Origin of the sequence: Rhizobium anhuiense, from assembly GCF_003985145.1 — a bacterium.
GTDB lineage: Bacteria > Pseudomonadota > Alphaproteobacteria > Rhizobiales > Rhizobiaceae > Rhizobium > Rhizobium anhuiense.
In genome coordinates, this window is sequence record NZ_ML133533.1 from 1 (window position 1) to 20,555 (window position 20,555).

Genomic DNA, 20,555 nt, shown 5'->3' on the forward strand with positions numbered 1-20,555 from the left:
CCATGCCGAGATAGTCGTTGGAGCACCAGACCGTGACTTCCTTTTGGCCATCGGCCGTATGGCGCGTCGCGCGCGGGAAATTGCCGCGGTGACGTTCGAGATCGGCAAAAACGCGGTAACGGCCCTCAGCATGAAGCCCGTCCAGCTCGTTTTTGAAAAACGCTTCGAAATCCATCATATGCTCCAGTATCACGCGGACGTTCTTGATGACCGGACGTCCGCGCGTCAATGCTTACCCTTTGCTTTAACATCAACTGCGGCAAAAGGCCCAGATTTTTGAATGATTCCAGATAAAAAATATGCGAGCCGAGATCAATGGAATTGATGCGGCAGAATGCAGCGAAGTTTGCCAACCATGCGAAAGGTGACGACGGCCGCATCGCAAAAAAATCAGCACATCGGATGGACAACCCTTTCTTCCGACATAGTTTTCGGTCTAGCGTGACGAAAAAATAGAAGGGACGGCCTTTGCCCGTTGGGCAACAACCTCGGAGAGAAAAGATGAAGAAAGCTGTCATACTCGCATTGATCGGCCTGTCGATCGCAAGCTGCACACCGACACAGCAGGGCGCCGGCATCGGCGCTGCATCCGGTGCCGTGATCGGCGGCGTCGTCACCGGCGATGTCCGTGGTGCGGCAGTCGGCGCCGCCATCGGCGGCGTGTCCGGCGCCCTGATCGGCAGTGTCGCCGAACAGCCCGGCCAGTGCTACTATCGCGACCGTTACGGCCGCCGCTACATCGATAGCTGCCCGCGCTGAGAGCGCTTGGAAAGCGTCAAATTCGGAAAATCCCGGACACATGTCCGGGATTTTTTGTGCTAAATTAGCGCGTTGGCAATTTAAAATGGTACACGCCGCGCGATTTTGCCGCTAAGCTGTTCACGGCTGGGCAACGAAGCTTCATTGTAGGCATAACCAAAAGCGGCGGATGCGGATCAGAGGGACAGGCCCGAAAACAGGTACTGCGTATCGGCGAACAGGCACCATGATGGTGGTCGCAGCGGCAGCTGCGTTCTCACCGGTCCTGATCGGCGACGCTTATGCCTTCAAGCTTTTCGGCATCACCATTTTCGGCAAGGAAGAAGACGAAGGTGAACAGGTGCCCGATCCGGTGCGCTACCACGTCGACCTCAGAGCCGATACCGTCGATCCCGACCTGAAAGAAGCGCTGGAAAACAGTTCCCGCCTCCTCAGTGACCAGAAACTGCCGGTGTCCGGCGATCTCGGCATCGTCGTCAAGGCGCGCGACGACCGTGAGCGGCTGATCGCCACCTTGTATGAAAAGGCCCGCTATGGCGGCCTGGTAACGATCACCATCGACGGCAGAAACATCGACGACCTGCCGCCCAATCCGACATTCGACCGGTCCGGGCCGATCCCCGTCACCGTCGACATTGCTCCCGGCCCGGTTTTCAAGGTCAGGGAGGTCCAGTTCGGCGGCGATGCCGCAAACCATAATCCCGCCGATTACGATCTCGCCCCGGGCGCCGAGGCCGGCTCGCTCGCCATCATCAGAGCCGGCGACAAGATCGTCGAACAGTTGAAGAGCGAAGGCCGTCCCTTCGCCAAACTGACCGAACGCAAGGTGGTCGCCGACCACAAAAGCGATACCGTCGATATCGTCCTTGCCGCCGAAGGTGGTCCGGTCGCCCCGATCGGCGATGTCGGCGTCACCGGCGAGAAGACCGTCAAGCCAGCTTTCATCCAGCGTTATTCCCGGCTGAACAAGGGCGAAGCCTATTCCCCGGAAGCGTTGAAGAAAGCCGGCGAGCGCCTTCGCGCCCTCGGCGTCTTTTCGAGCGTCACCATCCACGAAGGAGATGCGCTGGCGCCGGATGGCACCCTGCCGATGACGATCGAGGTTTCCGAAGGCAAGAGGCGCTATTTCGGCGTCGGCGCGCAATATTCCACCACCGACGGCTTCGGCATTCAAGGCTATTGGGGCCACCGCAACCTGTTCGGCGAAGCCGAAACGCTGAGGATCGAGGGAGCGGTCTCTCGGCTTGGCGAAACGACGGATGTGGGCAGCCTCGACTATTCCGCCGGCATCCTCTTCACCAAACCCGGCGCCTTCTTCCCCGCCGCCACCCTGAAGGCCGGCATCGTCGCCAAGACCGAAAATCCGGATGCCTATAATGCGACGCTCGTCACCGCCTCGCTCGGCCTGTCCTACGAGTTGACCGACCAGGACAGTGTCTCGGCGAGCGGCGAGCTCAGCTGGGAGCGCGACGACGACGCATTCGGCGAGAACGACTATCTGACCTTCACCCTGCCGATCCAATATGATCGCGACGCACGCGACGACAAGTTCAACCCGACGGAGGGCTATCGCGCGACCTTCTCGGCAAAGCCCGGCTACGAAATCTTCAACGCCACGCCCTATGCGGCATTCCAAGGCTCGATCTCCGGTTATCTGCCGTTCGGCCAGGACGACGGCTTGGTGCTGGCCGGCAAGGTAGCCGCCGGCGTCCTGATCGGCGGCGACAGCATCGGCGACATTCCCGCCACGCAGCGCTTCTTTGCCGGCGGCGGCGGCTCGGTCCGTGGATACAGCTATCAGGAAATCTCGCCCTATAACGACAATGGCGATGCCACCGGCGGCCGCTCCTATGTGACCGGTTCGCTGGAGGCCCGCATCAAGATCACCGATACGATCGGCATCGTGCCCTTCATCGATGTCGGTACTGTATCGGACAGCACCTTTCCGGGTTTTTCCGATATCCGCGCCGGCGCCGGCGCCGGAATACGATATGCAACGCCTTTCGGCCCGCTGCGGCTTGATTTTGCCATGCCGCTGAACAAGTACGAAGATGGCACAGATTACGGAATCTACGCCGGCATCGGCCAATCCTTCTAGAATTGCCGATCCGCTCGTGTTTTCCGATCTGCGAGCCGTCATGAAAACGGGGTAGTGTCCGCGCCGATGCAAACGCTGGCAAAAATCGTCAACTGGATCCTGCGGCTCACCGGCTATGCGCTGGGCGCCACTTTGATTCTCGCTGTCGCAGCCCTTGCGATCTTCGGCTTCACCAGTTTTGGCGCCCGCATCGTCACCGAAAGGATAGCCTCGACGCTTTCCAACCGCGACATGACGATCGAAGTGCGTGAACCGCAAGGTCTTCTGACCGGCGGGCTTCGCGCTGCCGAGATCTCCCTCTCCGACACCCGGGGCGTCTTTGCGGAAATTCATGGCATCGCAATCGACTGGAATCCGCTGGCGCTGCTGACCGGAACCTTCCACGCCAAACGCTTCGAGATCGAAGCGATCGACGTGCTGCGCAAGCCGGTGCGCACCCTGCCCTCGCGGCCCCGAACTGAAGCCTCCGGCGGATTCAGCCTGCCGATCAAGATCGATATCGACCGCGTCGCACTGCCCAATATCAAACTCGCCGCACCCATTGCCGGGCGTGCCTTTGCGCTCGCCGCCGAAGGCAGCCTTTCGGCGAACGGCGATGGCGGCGAGGCTATCGTCAATGTCAGCCGTCACGCGGTCCCCGATGCGCGGCTTGCCGCCGACATCGCCTATGCGCCGGCCGAAAACCGGCTGCGGCTAAAGGCACAGCTTTCCGAACCGAAGGGCGGGCTGCTGGCGGGCTTTCTCGGCCTGCCGGACAGCCCGGCGGTCAACATCGATCTCGACGGCCAGGGGCCGATATCCGATTGGAAAGGCAAAGTGCAGGCCGCCCTCGACGGGCAGCAACGCGCCGCAATCGAGGCCCGGCATCAGATCTCGGCAGACGGACTGCATCACCTCGACCTCAAGGGCGGCGGCGACCTGAGCTCGCTGCTGCCATCGGCATTCCGGCCGCTTTTTGCCGGCCAGACCAATATTGATCTTGCCACCACCTTCGACAACCACGGCAAGATCGATATCCAGACCGGCAATATCGCCACCGGCAGCGTCGTCATCGCTGCCTCGGGCACCCTCGATCCGGCCGGCAACAACAGCCTGAACGCCAATCTGCTCGGCACCTCGGGGCCTGTCGATTTCCGCTGGCCGCTCGCCGAAGGCGAAGCGCGCTTCCTGATATCAGGTCTCAACCTGGCGCTGACAGGCGATGCGCAGGCGGCCCGGCTCAACGTCAGCGGCTCGCTCGACACCGCAACCCTGCCCCAGGCCGATATCGGCAACGTCAAACTGACAGCCAAGAGCGACGCCTTCAATCTCGCCGCGCGTTCTGGCAGCATCCAGCTGCGCCTCGTTGCCGGTGACATGAGCTTTGCCGAGCCGAACCTCAATCGCGCTGTCCAAGGACCGGTCACGATCGCCTCGCCGCTGCAGATCACGCCCTCCGGCATCGGCTTCAACGGCACCACCGTCGAAAGCGCCAATATCAACGGCAGCCTCAACGGCTCCTATCGGCTGGCAGACCAGGCGCTGACCGGCAACCTCAAGCTCACCGTCGAACCGGCGGCCCTGCCGGCTGCGGCAACAGCCAGGTTCGACGGACCGATCTCGCTCGAAAGCCAGGTGGTCGGCACCATCCCGTCGAAATTCGCGCTGTCCAATCTCGTTCTCAAGTCCGGAACGCTGGAAGCGGCCGGCAACGTCGCGCTTGATGGCCAGATGTTGAATGCCGATCTCTCCGGCCGGCTGCCTGACGTCGGCAAGCTCATCCCCGGCGCCAGCGGCGGGGTGGGTTATGCGTTGAGAATAGGAGGTGAGCTCCCGGCAGTCTCGGTGACGGCCAATCTCAAGGCCACCAGCCTTGACATGGCCGACCGCAAGCTCGGCAACCTCAATATCGACCTGTCGGGCCTCGCCGATCCCAAGGCGCCGCAAGGCAAGATCGCCGCCACCGGCACGATCGACGGCCAGCCGATCGGCATCAACGGCGACATCAGTTCGAAGGACGGCAAGACGAGTATTCCGGCACTGACCGCCGATATCGGCGGCAACCGGTTGACCGGCAATGTGGAATTCTCGCCCGCGCTGGAGCCGACAGGCGCCCTGACCTTCGATTTCCCCAATCTCGGCCTGCTCGCCGCACTCGGCGGGCAAAGGGCCGAAGGCGACCTTAAAGGCTCGCTCGGCGTCAGCAGCGATGGCGGCAGGATCGCGCTCAAGCTGCTCGCAACAGGCGGCTCGATCCGCCGTGATACGCTTGCGATCGTCAAGCCGGATATCGATGTCACGGTCAGCGATCTCAGCGCCCTGGCCGCAAGCGGTACGGTCAAGGCCGAGGAGGTGAGTGCCGGAACGAATAAGCTTGCCGGCCTTTCGCTTGGGTTCACCAAGCAACAAGACCATACAGATTTCGATCTCAATACCGCCTATGACGGCAATCCCGTACTGGCGACCGGCAATATCGAGGCGGCGGGCGGCACGATGCACCTGAACCTCGATCGGTTCTCGGCAAGCCCCCGCAATATCCCGATCGAGCTTGCCGCACCAACGCAGGTTACAATCGCCAGCGGGGCCGCCAGCCTGAACGGACTGACGTTGAAGACCGGAACCGGCTCGGTCACCGTCACCGGCTCCGCCGGCGAAACGCTGAAGCTCGATGCCGACATCCACCAACTGCCGGCAGCGCTCGCCAACGGTTTCGTGCCCAATCTCTCAGCCGGCGGCACGATCTCCGGAAGGATTGCCGTGACGGGAACGCCGGCAGCACCCGTCGCCGACTTCAAGCTCGACTGGAAGGATGCGACGACGGGCCAGACCAAGGGCGCTGGCCTGGCGCCGCTCGGTATTGCCGCCGGCGGCAAATTCGCCGACAACAAGCTCGATTTCGACACGACGGTCGGCAGTGGTGACGGCCTCTCGTTCAAGGCCGCCGGCAATGTCTCGCTCGCCGACCCGAAGGCACCGGTGCTTGAGGTCGACGCCGATATCCTCAACCTGCCTGCCCGCATCGCCAATGGTTTCGTTCCCGATCTCGCCGCCGAAGGCACGATCACAGGAAAATTGACGGCGTCGGGCTCCCTCGCTGCTCCAACCGCCAATGTCGATCTCGATTGGAAAAGTGCTGCGACGAGCCAGACGAAGCGCGCCGGCCTTGCGGATCTGACCGTCAAGGCATCCGGAAAATACGCCGACAGCAAGCTCGATTTCGACACGGCGATATCAGGCGCCAACAGCCTCTCGCTGAAAACATCAGGCAATGTCGCCATCGCCGGCACGACGATCGGCAACGTCAAAGTCGACGCCACGCTGACGAATGTCCCGGCGAATATCGCAAACGGTTTCGTCCCCGATCTCGCCGCCGAAGGGGCGATCTCGGGAAAGGTCTCGGCCAGCGGCCCGCTTTCCGCCCCGAGTGCCGATTTCGATCTCAACTGGAAAGACGCGGCGACGAGCCACACGAAACGTGCCGGCCTTGCAGCGCTCGGCGTGACCGCGTCGGGAAAATTTGCCGAAAACAAGCTGGATTTCAACGCGGCAGCCCGCGGCGATCAAGGCCTCTCACTGACGGCCATGGGTAATGTCGCACTCGCCGGTACGGCGATCGACAGCATCAAGGTCGATGCCGAGGTCGCCAAGCTTCCGGCCAGTCTCGCAAATGCCTTCGTTCCCGATCTGGCCGCCGGCGGAACGATCTCCGGCACTGTGTCCGCCGCCGGGACACCCGCCGCACCGAAGGCCGACTTCAAGCTCGACTGGACGGATGCTGCGACCAGTCAGACCCGAAGCGCTCATCTCTCTGGCCTCGCGCTGTCCACATCCGGACGCTTCGCCGACGATCGCCTCGATTTCGATGCCAATCTCGCCGGCAAGGACGGCCTCTCGCTCAAGGCCGCCGGCAATATCGCGATATCGGGCACATCAGTTCGTAACATCGACGTCAAGGCCGATCTTGCCAACCTGCCTGCAGGTCTCGCCAACGGCTTCGTCCCCGGTCTAGCCGCCGAAGGCACGGTCTCGGGAACGGCATCCGCCTCCGGAGCACTGCCGAAACCGGCCGTCGATTTCAAGCTCGACTGGAAGAATGCCGCCACCGCCCAAACCAGGAGCAGCGGCCTGTCGGGACTGAGTGCTGCGGCATCCGGCAAATTCGCCAATGACCGGGTCGATTTCGACGCCAACCTCGCCGGCAAGGACGGCGTGCTGGCCAAGGCAAAGGGCGGCGTCACCATCGCGGGAACGGCCATCAGGGACCTTTCGATCAATGCCGATATCCCGGCGCTGCCGGCAAGTATCGCAAATGCCTTCGTTCCCGATCTTGGTGCCGAAGGCACGCTCTCGGCAAATGCCGTGACGTCGGGAACGCCGACAAATCCGATCGTCGATTTCAAGCTCGAGTGGAAAGATGCCGCGACCAGCCACACCAAGGCTGCCGGCATTTCCCGCCTTGCGCTGGCGGCGACGGGAAAATACGCCGGTGACAGGCTGGATTTCAATGCCGCCCTCACCGGCAGCGGCGGCATTGCGCTGAAAGCCACCGGCAATCTCGCCATCGAAGGCACATCGATCCGCTCGCTCGACGTCACGGCAAACACCAGCAATCTGCCGGCTGGCATCGCCAACGGCTTTGTTCCCGGCCTTGCAGCCGAGGGCGCGGTCTCGGCGACCGTCAAGGCCACCGGTGCGTTGTCTTCGCCCTCCGTCGACTTCAAGGTCGACTGGAAGAACGCAGCGACGAGCCAGACAAAGGGCGCCGGCCTTTCGCCCTTCAACATCGACGCATCCGGCAAACTTGCCGGAAACAAGCTGACGGTCGAGACCAGCCTTGCAGGTGACGCCGGCATGTCGCTGAAGGGCGGCGGCAGTGTTGCGATCACAGGCAATCGCCCCATCGACATGCGCTTCAACGGCAATCTTCCTTTCGCCGTGCTCGGCGCCCCGCTTGCGCAGCAGGGTCTCGTCGCTGACGGCGTCGCCACCGTCAATCTCCAGATCGGCGGAACGGCCGCAGCACCCGTCATCAACGGCACTGTCTCGACCAATGGCGCAAAGCTCGTCGACGTCCGGCGCAATCTGGCCGTCAACAACCTTGCGGCAACGGTGACCTTCAATGGCAGCCAGGCCGTGATATCGCGCCTCAACGGCAGCCTTGGCAGCGGCGGCACGATTTCGGCCAGCGGCACGATCGGCATCCAGCCGGCCGGCGGCTTTCCCGCCGACATTTCGATTAAGCTCGATAAGGCGGTCTATGTCGATGGAACCCTTGTCGTCTCGACCGTCAATGGCACGCTCGGCCTACGCGGGCCGATTGCAAACGCGACGCTGAGCGGCAAGCTTCGGCTGGACAAGACCTCGATCACCGTCCCGGAAAAATTGCCGACCTCGCTCAGAGAAATCGACATCCGGCATAAGAACGCGCCGCGGGCGGTGCTGGCGCAGCTGCGTGATGACGGCGAGCGCAAACCCGGCGAGAAATCCTCCGTGATGACACTGGATCTCGAAATCGACGCGCCATCGCATATCTTCGTGCGCGGCCGCGGCATCGATGCCGAGCTCGGCGGCCGCGTGACCATTCGCGGGACGGCGGCGGCACCGGTCGTCACCGGCGGTTTCACCATGCGCCGCGGCCGCCTGACCATTCTCAACCGCCGCCTGGATTTCTCCGACAAGAGCCGGATCACCTTTGCCGGCGACCTGACGCCGGCGCTCGAGATGGAAGCGACCTCGACCTCCGGTACCACGACGCTGACCGTCGACGTCGCCGGCCTCGCCACCGACCCCGCCATCACCTTTTCTTCCTCGCCCCAGCTGCCGCAGGACGAGGTCCTCGCGCAGCTGATTTTCGGCCAGTCGATGTCGAAGCTCTCACCCGTGCAGATCGCCCAGCTCGCCGACGCCGTCAGCCAGTTGGCCGGCAACCGCTCCACCTCGCTTTTCGAAGGCCTGCGCAACCAACTCGGCGTTGACGACTTTGACGTCAGCACCGATTCCAAGGGCCAGACGAGCGTCAGCGTCGGCCGCTATCTCAACGACCGCACCTATTTCGAATTGCAGCAGGGTGGTTCGGCCGGCGCCAAGGCGGTGATCAACCTCGATGTCGGCCGCGGCGTCAAGCTGCGCGGCGGAGCAGGCGGCAATGGTGAAGGCGAAGCTGGCATCGTCTATGAACGGGAATACTGATGCATCGCATCTCGCCTGAAGCTGCTGCGCGGCAGTTTTGGAATGACGGCATGCACGAGCTCTAAGCCACCTTAGAAACCGGTCTTGCTCGTCTTGAGAAGAATGTTGGTCTCGGTCGAATTGATGCCGTTGATCAGTCGGATGCGGCGCAGCGTCTCGTCGAAGGAGGGAAGATCCCGATCCTCGAGTTCGGCGACGAAATCCCATTTGCCGTTGGTGCTGTGAAGTGCGCGCACCTGTGGCAGGCCCCGCAGCTGATCGGCCACCCTGTCGGCGAGCTTGCCGAGCACCTCGATCATGACGATGGCGCGCACGCCGGCGGACCGCGTCTCGTGACCGGTGCGGATGGTGAAGCCGACGATGGTGCCGCTGGCGACCAGCCGGTCGATCCGGGCAGCGACCGTTGCCCGCGATGCACCCGTCATCGCTGCAAGCGAGGAGACGGAAATCCGGGCATTGTGGCGAAGGGCACTGAGAAGTTCGGTGTCGAGATCATCCACGCTGATCACTTTGTCAAAATAGGTTTATCATTCTGCGCAATCATAATCCATTTCTGACAATTTTCCATCTTTTTGCCGTCAGCCCTTTATCTCACTATCGGTCGAAACAGGCCTGAACACGGAGCCCCAGACATGAATGCCCAATCGCGATCCGTCACCCTCATCGGCGCGCCGCTGGAAGAAGGCTCCGGCCGCAGAGGCGCTGCCATGGGGCCTGCCGCCTTGCGCATTGCCGGCGTCGATCAGACGTTGATCGAGCTTGGCCATGACGTCGCCGATATCGGCGATCTCAGGATCGTGCCGGCGATGGATCTGCCGAACCATCCGAAAGCCCACAATCTGAGGATCGTCGGCGCCTTCACCCGCGCGCTCGAAAGCAGCGTCCATGACGTCGCCGCCGCCGGCCGTTTCCCGCTCATTCTCGGCGGCGACCACAGCCTTTCCATGGGCAGCGTCTCCGGCATGGCCCGTTATGCCGCCAGCAAGGGCCGCCCGCTCTTCGTCCTCTGGCTCGATGCCCATGCCGACTTCAATTCTCCGGCCACCTCGCCCTCCGGCAATATTCACGGCATGCCCGTCGCCTTCTTCTGCGGCGAGGCCGAATTCGCCGAGATCCTGCCGAAGGACCGTCCGTTCGTCGATCCGAAGAATGTCTTCCAGGTCGGCATTCGTTCGGTCGATGCGCGTGAGCGCGAAGAAATCCACGAACATGGCGTCAACGTCTTCGACATGCGCGCGATCGACGAGCAGGGCATCGGCGCCATCATGCGTGAGATCCTGGACGTCGTGACCAAGGCGAACGGCCTGCTGCATGTCAGCCTCGACCTCGATTTCCTCGATCCCGAGATTGCCCCTGGCGTCGGCACGACGGTCCCGGGCGGCGCGACCTTTCGCGAGGCGCATCTGGTGATGGAAATGCTTTCGGATAGCGGCCTCGTCTCGTCGCTCGATCTCGTCGAACTCAATCCGTTTCTCGACGATCGCGGCAAGAGCGCCCGCATCCTGGTGGAGCTGACGGCAAGCCTCTTCGGCCGCCGCATCTTCGATCGTCCGACACGTGCGGCATAGAGCATGTCGCGCAAAACTGTGCAGCAGTTTTGCGATCACGACATGCGGAAACCAAAGACTAAGGGAGAACGGCCATGACCACTTCGGAAAAACTGATCGCCACCGAACAGCGGCTCGGCGCCAACAATTACAAGCCGCTCGACGTGGTATTGACGCGTGGCGAAGGCGTTTATGTCTGGGATACCGACGGCAACCGTTATCTCGATTGCCTCTCGGCCTATTCCGCCGTCAACCAGGGCCATTGTCATCCGAAGATCCTTGCCGCCATGGTCGAGCAGGCGGGCAGACTGACGCTCACCTCCCGCGCCTTCCGCAACGACCAGCTCGCCTATCTCTACGAAGAACTCGCCGCTCTCACCGGCTCACACAAGATCCTGCCGATGAATTCCGGCGCCGAAGCCGTGGAGACCGCCATCAAGGCGGTGCGCAAATGGGGATACGAGGTCAAGGGCGTGCCGGAGGGCAAGGCGGAGATCATCGTCTGCGCCGATAATTTCCACGGCCGGACGCTGAGCATCATCAGCTTCTCCACAGATCCCGATGCCCGCATCGGCTTCGGCCCCTACACGCCGGGCTTCCGCACCATTCCCTTCGGCGATGCCGAGGCTTTTGCCGCGGCAATCAATGCCAATACGGTGGCCGCCCTGATCGAGCCGATCCAGGGGGAAGCCGGCGTCATCATCCCGCCGGCGGGTTATTTCACCCGCATTCGTGAACTCTGCACTGATAACAACGTCACCCTCATTCTCGACGAGATCCAGACCGGCCTCGGCCGCACCGGCAAGCTGCTGGCTGAGGAACACGAAGGCATCGAGGCCGACGTGACGCTGATCGGCAAGGCGCTCTCCGGCGGCTTCTACCCCGTGTCAGCAGTGCTTTCGAATTCCGAAGTCCTCGGCGTGCTGAAGCCCGGCCAGCACGGCTCGACCTTCGGCGGCAATCCGCTCGCCTGCGCGGTGGCACGCACCGCACTGAAGGTGCTGACGGAAGAGGGCATGATCGAGAACGCTGCGGTCATGGGCGATTATTTCCTCGATGGCCTCAGGTCGATCCGCTCGAACATCGTCAGGGACGTGCGCGGCCGCGGTCTGATGATGGCCATCGAACTGGAACCCGAAGCCGGCGGCGCGAGGCAATATTGCCATGCGCTGAAGGAGCGCGGCCTGCTCGCCAAGGATACCCACGACCATACGATTCGTCTCGCTCCGCCATTGGTCATAACAAGGGAGCAGGTGGATTGGGCAGTCTCGCAGATCGAAAAGACCATAGGCTGAGGTAAATCGGGGCTGAAAACCTTCGCAACCCCCCTCCCGATTTAGATTTGGGCAACACTCTTTCGCTAATGTCGTCGTAACCGTAACGATGCTTCGCCGAGCGCAAAGCCATCGCGTGGTGTGAAGGCAAGGCTCGTCAGCGCCAATGGTGGCGCACCCGCTTCTGCTTTGGCTTACGACAGTTGGGAAGAATTCTAATGGCCACGATCAATTCCACTAGCTTCAGCGGCGATACGCTCGAGATCATTGCCTTCCGCCTGCATGATCAGGAATTCTGCGTCAAGACCACGACCATCCGCGAAATCCGCGGCTGGGCGCCGTCGACGCCGATCCCGCACGCCCCGGCCGATGTCATCGGCGTCATGAACCTGCGCGGCTCGGTGATCCCGATCATCGATCTTGCCTACAAGCTCGGCATGAAGAGCACCGTCGCCAACGAGCGCAGCGCCATTGTCGTCGCCGAAGTTCACAGCATGGTCATCGGCATGCTCGTCGACCGCGTCTCGGACATTCTCACCATCTCGTCCAGCCAGGTCCAGCCGGTGCCTGAGGTGACCGCCTCCTTCGACCGCGCCTATTGCGAAGGCATCATCGCTTCAGAAAATGGCATGATCTGCTTCCTGAACCTCTCCAAGATGTTCAAGGAAAACGAGACCGATGATCTGGCGGCCTGATCGGCCTAGGCATTCGTTCTAGACAATTCGCATTTGAAAAACCGCCTATCCGGGCGGTTTTTTTATTATGTACCGCAAGGCTCTTCCGCACGGCTCAATATTAGTTATTTCTTTTATACGAGATATTAACCACGTCCTATCATCATACGACACACAAGGATGATACGTTTTCCGCAAATCTCGGAGGAATGACAGACGATACGGCTGTCATTCCATCACCGGCATTCTTCGTCCGACACGCTTCGTCTTATCAGCCGAAGCAGCAGAACGCGCATTTCAGAGGGGCAAGGATGTTTGGTCTATCTTCCGACTCGAAATATATTCTCAATGCCATTTCCAAATCGCAGGCGATCATCGAATTCGATCTCAATGGAAATATCCTCACGGCGAACGAGAATTTCTGCAATGCGCTTGGTTATCGCCTGAGCGAGATCGTCGGCAAGCATCACAGCATGTTCTGCGAGCCGGCCTATACGGCAACTCCTGACTATCGCGCCTTCTGGGCGCGGCTCGGGCGCGGCGAATATGATGCCGGCGCCTACAAGCGTCTTGCCAAGGGCAACCGCGAGATATGGATCCAGGCTTCCTACAATCCTGTTTTCAAGGGCGGAAAGCCATTCAAGGTGGTGAAATTTGCAGCCGACATCACTGCCGCCAAGAAGCAGGCGGTCGAGGATTCCGGCAAGCTGCAGGCGATCTCGCGTTCGCAGGCGGTGATCGAATTCAGCCCGATGGGCGAGATCCTGACCGCGAACGAGAATTTCTGCAACGCCATGGGCTATTCCCTGGCCGAGATCAGCGGCAAGCATCACAGCATATTCTGCGATCCGGCCTATGTCGGCACAGAGGATTACAAAAGCTTCTGGCGGCGTCTGGCCAATGGCGAATTCATCGCCAACGAATTCGTCCGTTTCGGCAAGGGCGGTCGCGAAATCTGGATCCAGGCAGCTTATAACCCGATCGTCGATGCCGACGGCAAGGTCTACAAGGTGGTGAAGTTCGCCACCGACGTCACCCAACGCATGAGCGCGATTTCTTCGCTCGGCGGCGCGCTGCGTCACCTATCCGAAGGTGATCTGACAAGGACGGTCGACACGCCCTTCGTCCCCTCGATGGAGCAATTGCGCCACGATTTCAACACGACGATCAAAGTCCTTGCCGAGACGATGAAGACAATCGGCGAGAATGCCGGTGCGATCGCCATCGGCTCACGCGAGATCGGCGCATCGGCCGATTCCTTCTCCAAACGGACGGAACAGCAAGCCGCATCGATCGAAGAAACCGCCGCCGCGCTGGAGGAAATCACCACCACGGTCAACGATTCCAGCCGCCGCGCCGATGAGGCCGGCCGCCTCGTCGCCATGACCAAACAGGGCGCCGAGCAATCCGGCACCGTGGTCCGCAATGCCGTTGCCGCCATGGGCCAGATCGAACAGTCCTCGCACGAGATCACCAACATCATCGGCGTCATCGACGAGATAGCCTTCCAGACCAACCTCCTGGCATTGAATGCCGGCGTCGAGGCGGCCCGCGCCGGCGAAGCCGGCAAGGGCTTCGCCGTGGTGGCCCAGGAAGTCCGGGAGCTCGCTCAGCGCTCCGCCAAAGCCGCCAAGGAGATCAAGGCGCTGATCAACACGTCGGGCGAGCATGTCAGGAACGGCGTCGGCCTCGTCGGCCAGACAGGCAAGGCGCTGGAGGAGATCGTCGCACAGGTCGGCGATATCGACGGCAACGTCGTCGCCATCGTCGAGGCCTCCAGGGAGCAGGCAACCGGCCTCAAGGAAATCAACCACGCGGTCAATACGCTCGATCAGGCAACGCAGCAGAATGCCGCCATGGTCGAAGAGAGCACCGCCGCCAGCCATAGCCTTGCCAAGGAAGCCGAAACGCTGCGCGTCCTGCTGACACGATTCCGTCTGCCGGGCCAGACCCAGGCCGCCGGCCGGCCGGAGGTGAGACATGAGGCGAGGCAAGCGGGTTCACCGGCGCTGCACCTTATTTCACGCGTCGCAAAGGCGCACGGCGCCGCTGCGACCGCCCAGAGCTGGGAAGAATTCTGATCCCAGCCGCCGCAGCCATCCTATCGTGCCGCCACCAGGCGGCACTCTGATCAGACTGAGGCGGTAGACGAAGATGAAGCGCGTCGCATGAAGCCCGTGCGACGCGCCGTGACGGCTCATCCGAACAGCGCGAACGTCGCCCTCAGTGTCACCCAGACACCCCAGAGCAGCGGAATGCCGACGACGGCCCAGGCAAGCATCGCCTTGGCGTCCAACCCGCCTGTGCCGATGCCAAAGGAACCGGTCGGGCCGGCATTGACCGCCGCAGACTTCGCCTGCAGCGCAGCAACCTCGTCGTCCGACATGAACCATTTGTCCGAAAGCGGCCTGATCAGCGAATTGGCGATGAGGCCGAGCGCCAGCATGCCGGCGAGGATATACATGGTGCCGGTATAGAGGGTTGGACCGGGTGCCACGCCGGCGGCGATCTGCGCTTCGCGGATATAGTTGACGACGACGGGACCGACGATGCCGGCCGTTGCCCAGGCCGTCAGCAGCCGGCCGTGGATGGCGCCGACGAACTGCGTACCGAAAATATCGGCGAGATAGGCAGGGATCGTCGCGAAGCCGCCGCCATACATCGACAAGATGATGCCGAAGGCGAGAACGAACAGCGCCTTGTTGCCCATGCCCGCAAAGGTCGGCGCCAGTGCATAGAGCACAATGCCGAGGATGAAGAAGCAATAATAGGTATTCTTGCGGCCGATCTTGTCGGACAGCGACGCCCAGAAGAACCGTCCGCCGATATTGAAGAGCGACAGCAGGCCGGCAAAACCGGCGGCGATCGTGGCGATCGATGCCTTCTGGCCGGCGTCCAGCTGGGCGAAACCGACATCCGGCAGGCCGATCAGCGAGCCGGCGAAGATTTCCTGCAGCATCGGCGAAGCCATGCCGAGAACACCGATACCGGCCGAAACGTTGAGGCAGAGCACGGCCCAGATCAGCCAGAACTGTTTGGTCTTGTGGGCATCGCGCAGGTGCACATGTTTGGTGGTGATCATCGTGCTCTTGGCCGCAGGCGGCGTCCAGCCGTCAGGACGCCACCCGGCCGGCGGGATGCGATAGCCGAAGGCGCCGCCCATCATGAAGACGAAATAAATCGCCGCCATGACGATGAAGGTTTGCCAGACACCGACCGAACTGTCGGTCTTGAAGGCATTCATCAGCAGGTTGGCAAGCGGCGCGCCGATCATCGCGCCACCGCCGAAGCCCATGATCGCCATGCCGGTCGCCATGCCGCGCCGGTCGGGAAACCATTTGATCAGCGTCGAGACCGGCGAGATGTAGCCGAGACCGAGACCGATGCCGCCGATGACGCCGGCGCCAAGCCACATCATCCAGAGCTGATGGGTGATGACGCCGATAGCGGCAAGAATGATACCGCCGCACCAGCAGCAGGCGGAAACGACGCCCGCCTTGCGCGGGCCGGCGCGCTCGAGCCAGCCGCCCCAGATGGCGGCGGACGAGCCAAGGAGGACGAAGAATAGCGTATAGATCCAGCCGAGGTCGGCAACACGCCAGTCGCAGGTGGTGGTGAACAGCGCCGAGGCGAGTGTCAGATCCGGGCAGGCCGTCGAGGCGGTGATCCCGAGCGACTTGGAAAGTGGCAGCCAGAACACGCTGAAACCATAGGCCATGCCGATGCAGAGGTGGATGGCGAGTGCTGCCGGCGGCACCAGCCACCGATTGAACCCAGGCCGTGCAACGATCCTTTCACGATCGAGCAGGCCCGAGCCCGCCACCCCGTCTGTACGTGTTTCGGCTGCAGTCATGAACAACTCCTCCTTGATTCAGACCTGGCTTGATTCAGACTTGTTATCACCGGCACATGCGCAGGCAGGTTGCTCCTGCCTTCCCTCCCGCATGGACCGATCCTGGCTAATCGGACCGAGAGCAATTCCAGGAAAAGTGGGAAACGGTTTTCCGTCCGAAATTGCGTAAAAACAAAAGGTTTGAAATAAAGACCTAAAGCGCGAGGAACGCGCTTTAGTGTGTCGCAGGCTCCGGCTTTCGGATCAGAGGCGCGGCCTGCAGCACCAGCGCATCCAGGCCGTTCTCCTCATTCTCCAGAATTTCGAACAATTGCCGCCGCATGCGCGGATCCCAGAATTTATTGATATGGGTGGCGACCCCCTGCGCGGCTTCGCTTTCCGGCTGGCTCTTGAAGAAGGTAGCGATTTGATTTGCCATATAGACGAGCTTGGTCTTGGTATCATGCGACATCGGCAATGCTTCCAGGCGAGATACGGTGCGGGTGGGTGAAAATCTCGAAATCCTCGCCGCGCACCAGCGCGACGAGCGTCATGCCGGCCGCTTCGGCCGTGCGGATGGCCAGAGCCGTCGGCGCCGAAATGGCGATGAGCACCGGGCTGCCGAGGATCGCCGCCTTCTGCACCATTTCGACAGAAAGCCGGCTGGTGACGACGACCGCGCCGTCCCCGCCTTTTTCGCCGGCGCGGATGACGGCGCCGCAGAGCTTGTCCAGTGCATTGTGCCGGCCGACATCTTCGCGCACGGCAATCAGTCCCCCGCCTTGACGATAAAAGCCGGCGCCATGCACCGCCCGCGTCTCACGATGCAGCGGCTGTGCCTCGTTCAGAAGCGAAACGGCGCGGACGATATCCGCATGCGACAGCGCCAGCAGTGATGGCGAGACATCAGGCACCGGCCGCACTGCCTGTTCGATCGATTCGATGCCGCAGAGCCCGCAACCGACCGGCCCCGCCATGCTGCGGCGGCGTGCCCGCAGCAGATCGGCGACGTCATCGACAAGGCTTACCTGCACATCGATGCCCTGCTCACCCTCGACGACTTCGATGGCCGATATCTCCGCCGGCCCGGCAATGATCCCCTCGGTCAGGCTGAACCCGACGGCGAAATCCTCGAGATCCGCCGGCGTTGCCATCATCACCGCATGCGAACTGCCGCCATAGGAAAAGGCGATCGGCACTTCTTCCGGGACGATGCGCGAACCGGTCTGCACGATGCCGTTGCGGCGGGCGGTTTCGAGAGCACGGGCAGTGACGGTGAAGGTCATGACGCGCGTTCCTCCTGACAGGGCCACCCCCGCATCGTCACTCCGCTGCCTCGAGATTGCCGGCGATGCGGCGCGATTGCCGCGCCTGCTCGTCATATTCGAGCTGCCATTCACTTGGCCCGTTGGAAGGCGAGACCTGCACCGCCGTCACCTTGTATTCCGGGCAGTTGGTCGCCCAGTCGGAGAAATCGGTGGTGATGACGTTCACCTGCGTATTGGGATGATGGAAGGTCGTATAGACCACACCGGGCGCGACGCGATCGGTGATCAACGCCCGGAGCGTCGTGTCGCCGGAGCGGCTGCCGAGCTTCACCCAGTCGCCGTCGCGAACGCCGCGCTGCTCGGCATCGTGCGGATGGATTTCCAGCCGGTCTTCCGCATGCCAGACGACATTCTCGGTCCGCCGCGTCTGCGCCCCGACATTGTACTGGCTTAGGATGCGGCCGGTCGTCAGGAGCAGCGGGAAGCGCGGGCCGGTGCGCTCGTCGGTCGCCACATATTCGGTGCGGATGAACTTGCCCTTGCCGCGCACGAAGCCGTTGACATGCATGATCGGCGAGCCGAGCGGATTCTTTTCGTTGCAGGGCCACTGCACCGAGCCCATTTTATCGAGATAGTCGTAGGAGACCATTGCGAAACTCGGCGTCGTCGCGGCGATCTCGTCCATGATTTCCGATGGATGGGTGTAATTCCAGTCGAGCCCCATCGCCTGGGCAAGCTTCTGAGTCACTTCCCAGTCGCCATAGCCGTTGCGCGGCGACATGACCTTGCGCACGCGGTTGATACGCCGCTCCGCATTGGTGAAGGTGCCGTCCTTTTCGAGGAAGGTCGAGCCCGGCAGGAAGACATGGGCGTAATTGGCGGTCTCGTTGAGGAACAGATCCTGGACGACGACGCATTCCATCGCCGCAAGCCCGGCGGCGACGTGTTTGGTATCGGGATCGGACTGGAGAATGTCCTCGCCCTGGATATAGATGCCCTTGAAGGAACCGTCGACTGCCGCATCCAGCATGTTCGGAATGCGCAGGCCGGGCTCGTTGTTGAGCTTCACGCCCCAGAGTTTTTCGAAGATATCGCGCGTCGCATCGTCGGAAATGTGCCGGTAGCCCGGCAATTCGTGCGGGAAGGAGCCCATGTCGCAGGAGCCCTGCACGTTGTTCTGGCCGCGCAACGGGTTCACGCCGACACCAGGGCGGCCGATATTGCCGGTCGCCATCGCCAGGTTGGCGATCGCAATGACCGTGGTCGAACCCTGGCTGTGTTCGGTGACGCCGAGGCCATAATAGATCGCGCCGTTGCCGCCCTTGGCATAGAGCCTTGCCGCACCACGCAGATCCGCCGCCGGCACTCCGGTGAAGATCTCGGTCTCTTCGGGACTGTGGTGCGGTTCGGCAACGAAGGCAGCCCAGTCCTCAAACTCCGACCAGTCGCAGCGCTCGCGGATGAAGCTCTCGTCATAGAGTCCTTCGGTGACGATCACATGAGCCAGCGCCGTCATGACTGCGACATTGGTGCCGGGCTTCAGCGGCAGGTGATAGGAGGCCTCGACATGCGGCGACCGGACGATATCGGTGCGGCGCGGATCGATGACAATGAGTTTGGCGCCCTTGCGCAGCCGCTTCTTCAACCGTGAGCCGAACACAGGATGCCCGTCCGTCGGATTGGCGCCGATGACGACGACGACATCCGAATGCTCGACACTGTCGAAATTCTGCGTGCCTGCCGACGTGCCGAATGTCTGGCCGAGACCGTAGCCGGTCGGCGAATGGCAGACGCGGGCGCAGGTATCGACATTGTTGTTGCCGAAACCGGCGCGGATCAGCTTCTGCACCAGATAGGTTTCCTCATTGGTGCAGCGTGAGGAGGTGATGCCGCCGATCGCCTCGCGGCCGTATTGATACTGGATGCGGCGGAACTCCAGCGCCACATGCGCGAAGGCCTCGTCCCAGCTCACCTCCCGCCAGGGATCGCTGACCTTTTCGCGGATCATCGGGTTGAGGATGCGGTCCTTATGGGTGGAATAGCCGTAAGCGAAACGTCCCTTGACGCAGGAATGGCCGCGATTGGCCTGGCCGTCTTTCCACGGCACCATGCGCACCAGTTCCTCACCGCGCATCTCCGCCTTGAAGGAACAGCCGACGCCGCAATAGGCGCAGGTGGTGACCGCCGAATGTTCCGGCTGGCCGATCTCTATCACCGACTTCTCCGTCAGCGTCGCCGTCGGGCAGGCCTGGACGCAGGCGCCGCAGGAGACGCATTCGGATTCGATGAAATGCTCGTGCATGCCGGGGGAAACGCGCGAACCGAAACCGCGTCCTTCGATCGTCAGCGCGAAGGTGCCCTGCACTTCCTCGCAGGCGCGCACACAGCGCGAACAGACGATGCATTTGGAGGGGTCATAGGTGAAATAGGGATTGGACTCGTCTTTCGGCATCCATTTCAGATTGATGCCGCCGTTGTTGCGCGCCTTGACGTGATTATCGCCCTCGTAGCCGTAGCGCACGTCGCGCAGGCCGACGGCGCCCGCCATGTCCTGCAATTCGCAATCGCCGTTGGCCGCGCAGGTGAGACAGTCGAGCGGATGGTCGGAAATATAGAGTTCCATCACGCCGCGGCGAATATCCTTCAGCCGCCCCGTCTGCGTGTGCACCACCATGTTTGCCGCCACCGGCGTCGTGCATGAGGAGGGCGTGCCGTTGCGGCCCTCGATCTCGACGAGGCAGAGCCGGCAGGAGCCGAAAGCATCGACCATATCGGTGGCGCAGAGCTTCGGCACCTTGATGCCGGCCTCCATCGAGGCGCGCATGATGGAGGTGCCCTCCGGCACGCTGATCCGCTGTCCATCAATGGTGAGCGTCACCATGGTCTCTGATGTCGAAGCCGGAGTGCCGTAGTCGATTTCATGGATGAGAGACAT

General features: G+C 62.1%; 12 protein-coding genes and 1 pseudogene. 7 read left to right on the forward strand and 6 right to left on the reverse strand.

Features of this window, described 5'->3' with window-relative positions:
- Window positions 1–175 (reverse strand): annotated as a pseudogene (locus tag EEQ99_RS25450) (5-aminolevulinate synthase); the annotation flags it as partial.
- Between the two features lie 326 nt (window positions 176–501).
- Between EEQ99_RS25450 and EEQ99_RS25455 the strand changes: the two are divergent.
- The 3 genes from EEQ99_RS25455 (at window position 502) to EEQ99_RS25465 (ending at window position 9,025) form a co-directional block, all read left to right on the forward strand.
- A complete protein-coding gene (locus EEQ99_RS25455) occupies window positions 502–759 on the forward strand; it encodes a YMGG-like glycine zipper-containing protein (RefSeq protein ID WP_028756469.1) in 258 nt (85 codons plus the stop codon).
- Between the two features lie 169 nt (window positions 760–928).
- Window positions 929–2,857 carry an autotransporter assembly complex protein TamA gene (locus tag EEQ99_RS25460; protein ID WP_174824497.1) on the forward strand — a complete coding sequence of 643 codons (1,929 nt, stop codon included), beginning with the start codon at window positions 929–931 and terminating at the stop codon, window positions 2,855–2,857.
- A 66-nt stretch (window positions 2,858–2,923) separates the two neighbouring features.
- On the forward strand, window positions 2,924–9,025 hold the full coding sequence (locus tag EEQ99_RS25465; RefSeq protein ID WP_127431333.1) for a translocation/assembly module TamB domain-containing protein: 6,102 nt from the start codon (window positions 2,924–2,926) through the stop codon (window positions 9,023–9,025).
- 71 nt (window positions 9,026–9,096) lie between these two features.
- Here the strand turns inward: EEQ99_RS25465 and EEQ99_RS25470 are convergent, their stop codons facing one another.
- Entirely contained in the window at window positions 9,097–9,534 is a 438-nt protein-coding gene (locus tag EEQ99_RS25470; protein ID WP_174824498.1) for an Lrp/AsnC family transcriptional regulator, read from the reverse strand.
- Between the two features lie 123 nt (window positions 9,535–9,657).
- Here EEQ99_RS25470 and rocF point away from each other — a divergent pair, with 123 nt between their 5' ends.
- From rocF to EEQ99_RS25490, 4 genes are all read left to right on the forward strand, one after another.
- Complete coding sequence (rocF, locus tag EEQ99_RS25475; RefSeq protein WP_028756020.1) at window positions 9,658–10,593, forward strand: arginase; 936 nt, start codon at window positions 9,658–9,660, stop codon at window positions 10,591–10,593.
- A 74-nt stretch (window positions 10,594–10,667) separates the two neighbouring features.
- Window positions 10,668–11,867 (forward strand): ornithine--oxo-acid transaminase, encoded by a 1,200-nt coding sequence (gene rocD, locus EEQ99_RS25480; protein WP_028756021.1) that lies wholly within the window; start codon window positions 10,668–10,670, stop codon window positions 11,865–11,867.
- Between the two features lie 197 nt (window positions 11,868–12,064).
- Window positions 12,065–12,541: a chemotaxis protein CheW gene (locus EEQ99_RS25485; RefSeq protein ID WP_011427049.1), complete on the forward strand. Its 477-nt coding sequence runs from the start codon at window positions 12,065–12,067 to the stop codon at window positions 12,539–12,541.
- Between the two features lie 290 nt (window positions 12,542–12,831).
- Window positions 12,832–14,601 (forward strand): methyl-accepting chemotaxis protein, encoded by a 1,770-nt coding sequence (locus EEQ99_RS25490; RefSeq protein ID WP_028756022.1) that lies wholly within the window; start codon window positions 12,832–12,834, stop codon window positions 14,599–14,601.
- 116 nt (window positions 14,602–14,717) lie between these two features.
- Here EEQ99_RS25490 and EEQ99_RS25495 read toward each other — a convergent pair whose 3' ends face one another.
- The 4 genes from EEQ99_RS25495 to fdhF form a co-directional block, all read right to left on the reverse strand.
- The gene (locus EEQ99_RS25495) at window positions 14,718–16,373 is read right to left on the reverse strand and encodes an OFA family MFS transporter (protein ID WP_028756023.1); all 1,656 of its coding nucleotides are present in this window, start codon (window positions 16,371–16,373) and stop codon (window positions 14,718–14,720) included.
- Between the two features lie 214 nt (window positions 16,374–16,587).
- Window positions 16,588–16,824, reverse strand: coding sequence for a formate dehydrogenase subunit delta (locus EEQ99_RS25500; RefSeq protein ID WP_028756024.1), 237 nt, complete (start codon window positions 16,822–16,824; stop codon window positions 16,588–16,590).
- Window positions 16,814–17,638 carry a formate dehydrogenase accessory sulfurtransferase FdhD gene (fdhD, locus tag EEQ99_RS25505; RefSeq protein ID WP_028756025.1) on the reverse strand — a complete coding sequence of 275 codons (825 nt, stop codon included), beginning with the start codon at window positions 17,636–17,638 and terminating at the stop codon, window positions 16,814–16,816. Before fdhD ends, EEQ99_RS25500 begins: the two co-directional genes overlap by 11 nt.
- Before the next feature lie 37 nt (window positions 17,639–17,675).
- Complete coding sequence (gene fdhF / locus EEQ99_RS25510; RefSeq protein ID WP_028756026.1) at window positions 17,676–20,555, reverse strand: formate dehydrogenase subunit alpha; 2,880 nt, start codon at window positions 20,553–20,555, stop codon at window positions 17,676–17,678.

Excerpts from the sequence above, each read along its gene's own strand:
- EEQ99_RS25465 (WP_127431333.1), top strand. The coding sequence starts at position 2,924 with ATGCAAACGCTGGCAAAAATCGTCAACTGGATCCTGCGGCTCACCGGC.
- fdhF (WP_028756026.1), bottom strand. The coding sequence starts at position 20,555 with ATGTCTCTCATCCATGAAATCGACTACGGCACTCCGGCTTCGACATCA.
- EEQ99_RS25490 (WP_028756022.1), top strand. The coding sequence starts at position 12,832 with ATGTTTGGTCTATCTTCCGACTCGAAATATATTCTCAATGCCATTTCC.
- EEQ99_RS25455 (WP_028756469.1), top strand. The coding sequence starts at position 502 with ATGAAGAAAGCTGTCATACTCGCATTGATCGGCCTGTCGATCGCAAGC.
- fdhD (WP_028756025.1), bottom strand. The coding sequence starts at position 17,638 with ATGACCTTCACCGTCACTGCCCGTGCTCTCGAAACCGCCCGCCGCAAC.
- EEQ99_RS25460 (WP_174824497.1), top strand. The coding sequence starts at position 929 with ATGCGGATCAGAGGGACAGGCCCGAAAACAGGTACTGCGTATCGGCGA.
- EEQ99_RS25485 (WP_011427049.1), top strand. The coding sequence starts at position 12,065 with ATGGCCACGATCAATTCCACTAGCTTCAGCGGCGATACGCTCGAGATC.
- EEQ99_RS25500 (WP_028756024.1), bottom strand. The coding sequence starts at position 16,824 with ATGTCGCATGATACCAAGACCAAGCTCGTCTATATGGCAAATCAAATC.
- rocD (WP_028756021.1), top strand. The coding sequence starts at position 10,668 with ATGACCACTTCGGAAAAACTGATCGCCACCGAACAGCGGCTCGGCGCC.
- rocF (WP_028756020.1), top strand. The coding sequence starts at position 9,658 with ATGAATGCCCAATCGCGATCCGTCACCCTCATCGGCGCGCCGCTGGAA.
- EEQ99_RS25495 (WP_028756023.1), bottom strand. The coding sequence starts at position 16,373 with ATGACTGCAGCCGAAACACGTACAGACGGGGTGGCGGGCTCGGGCCTG.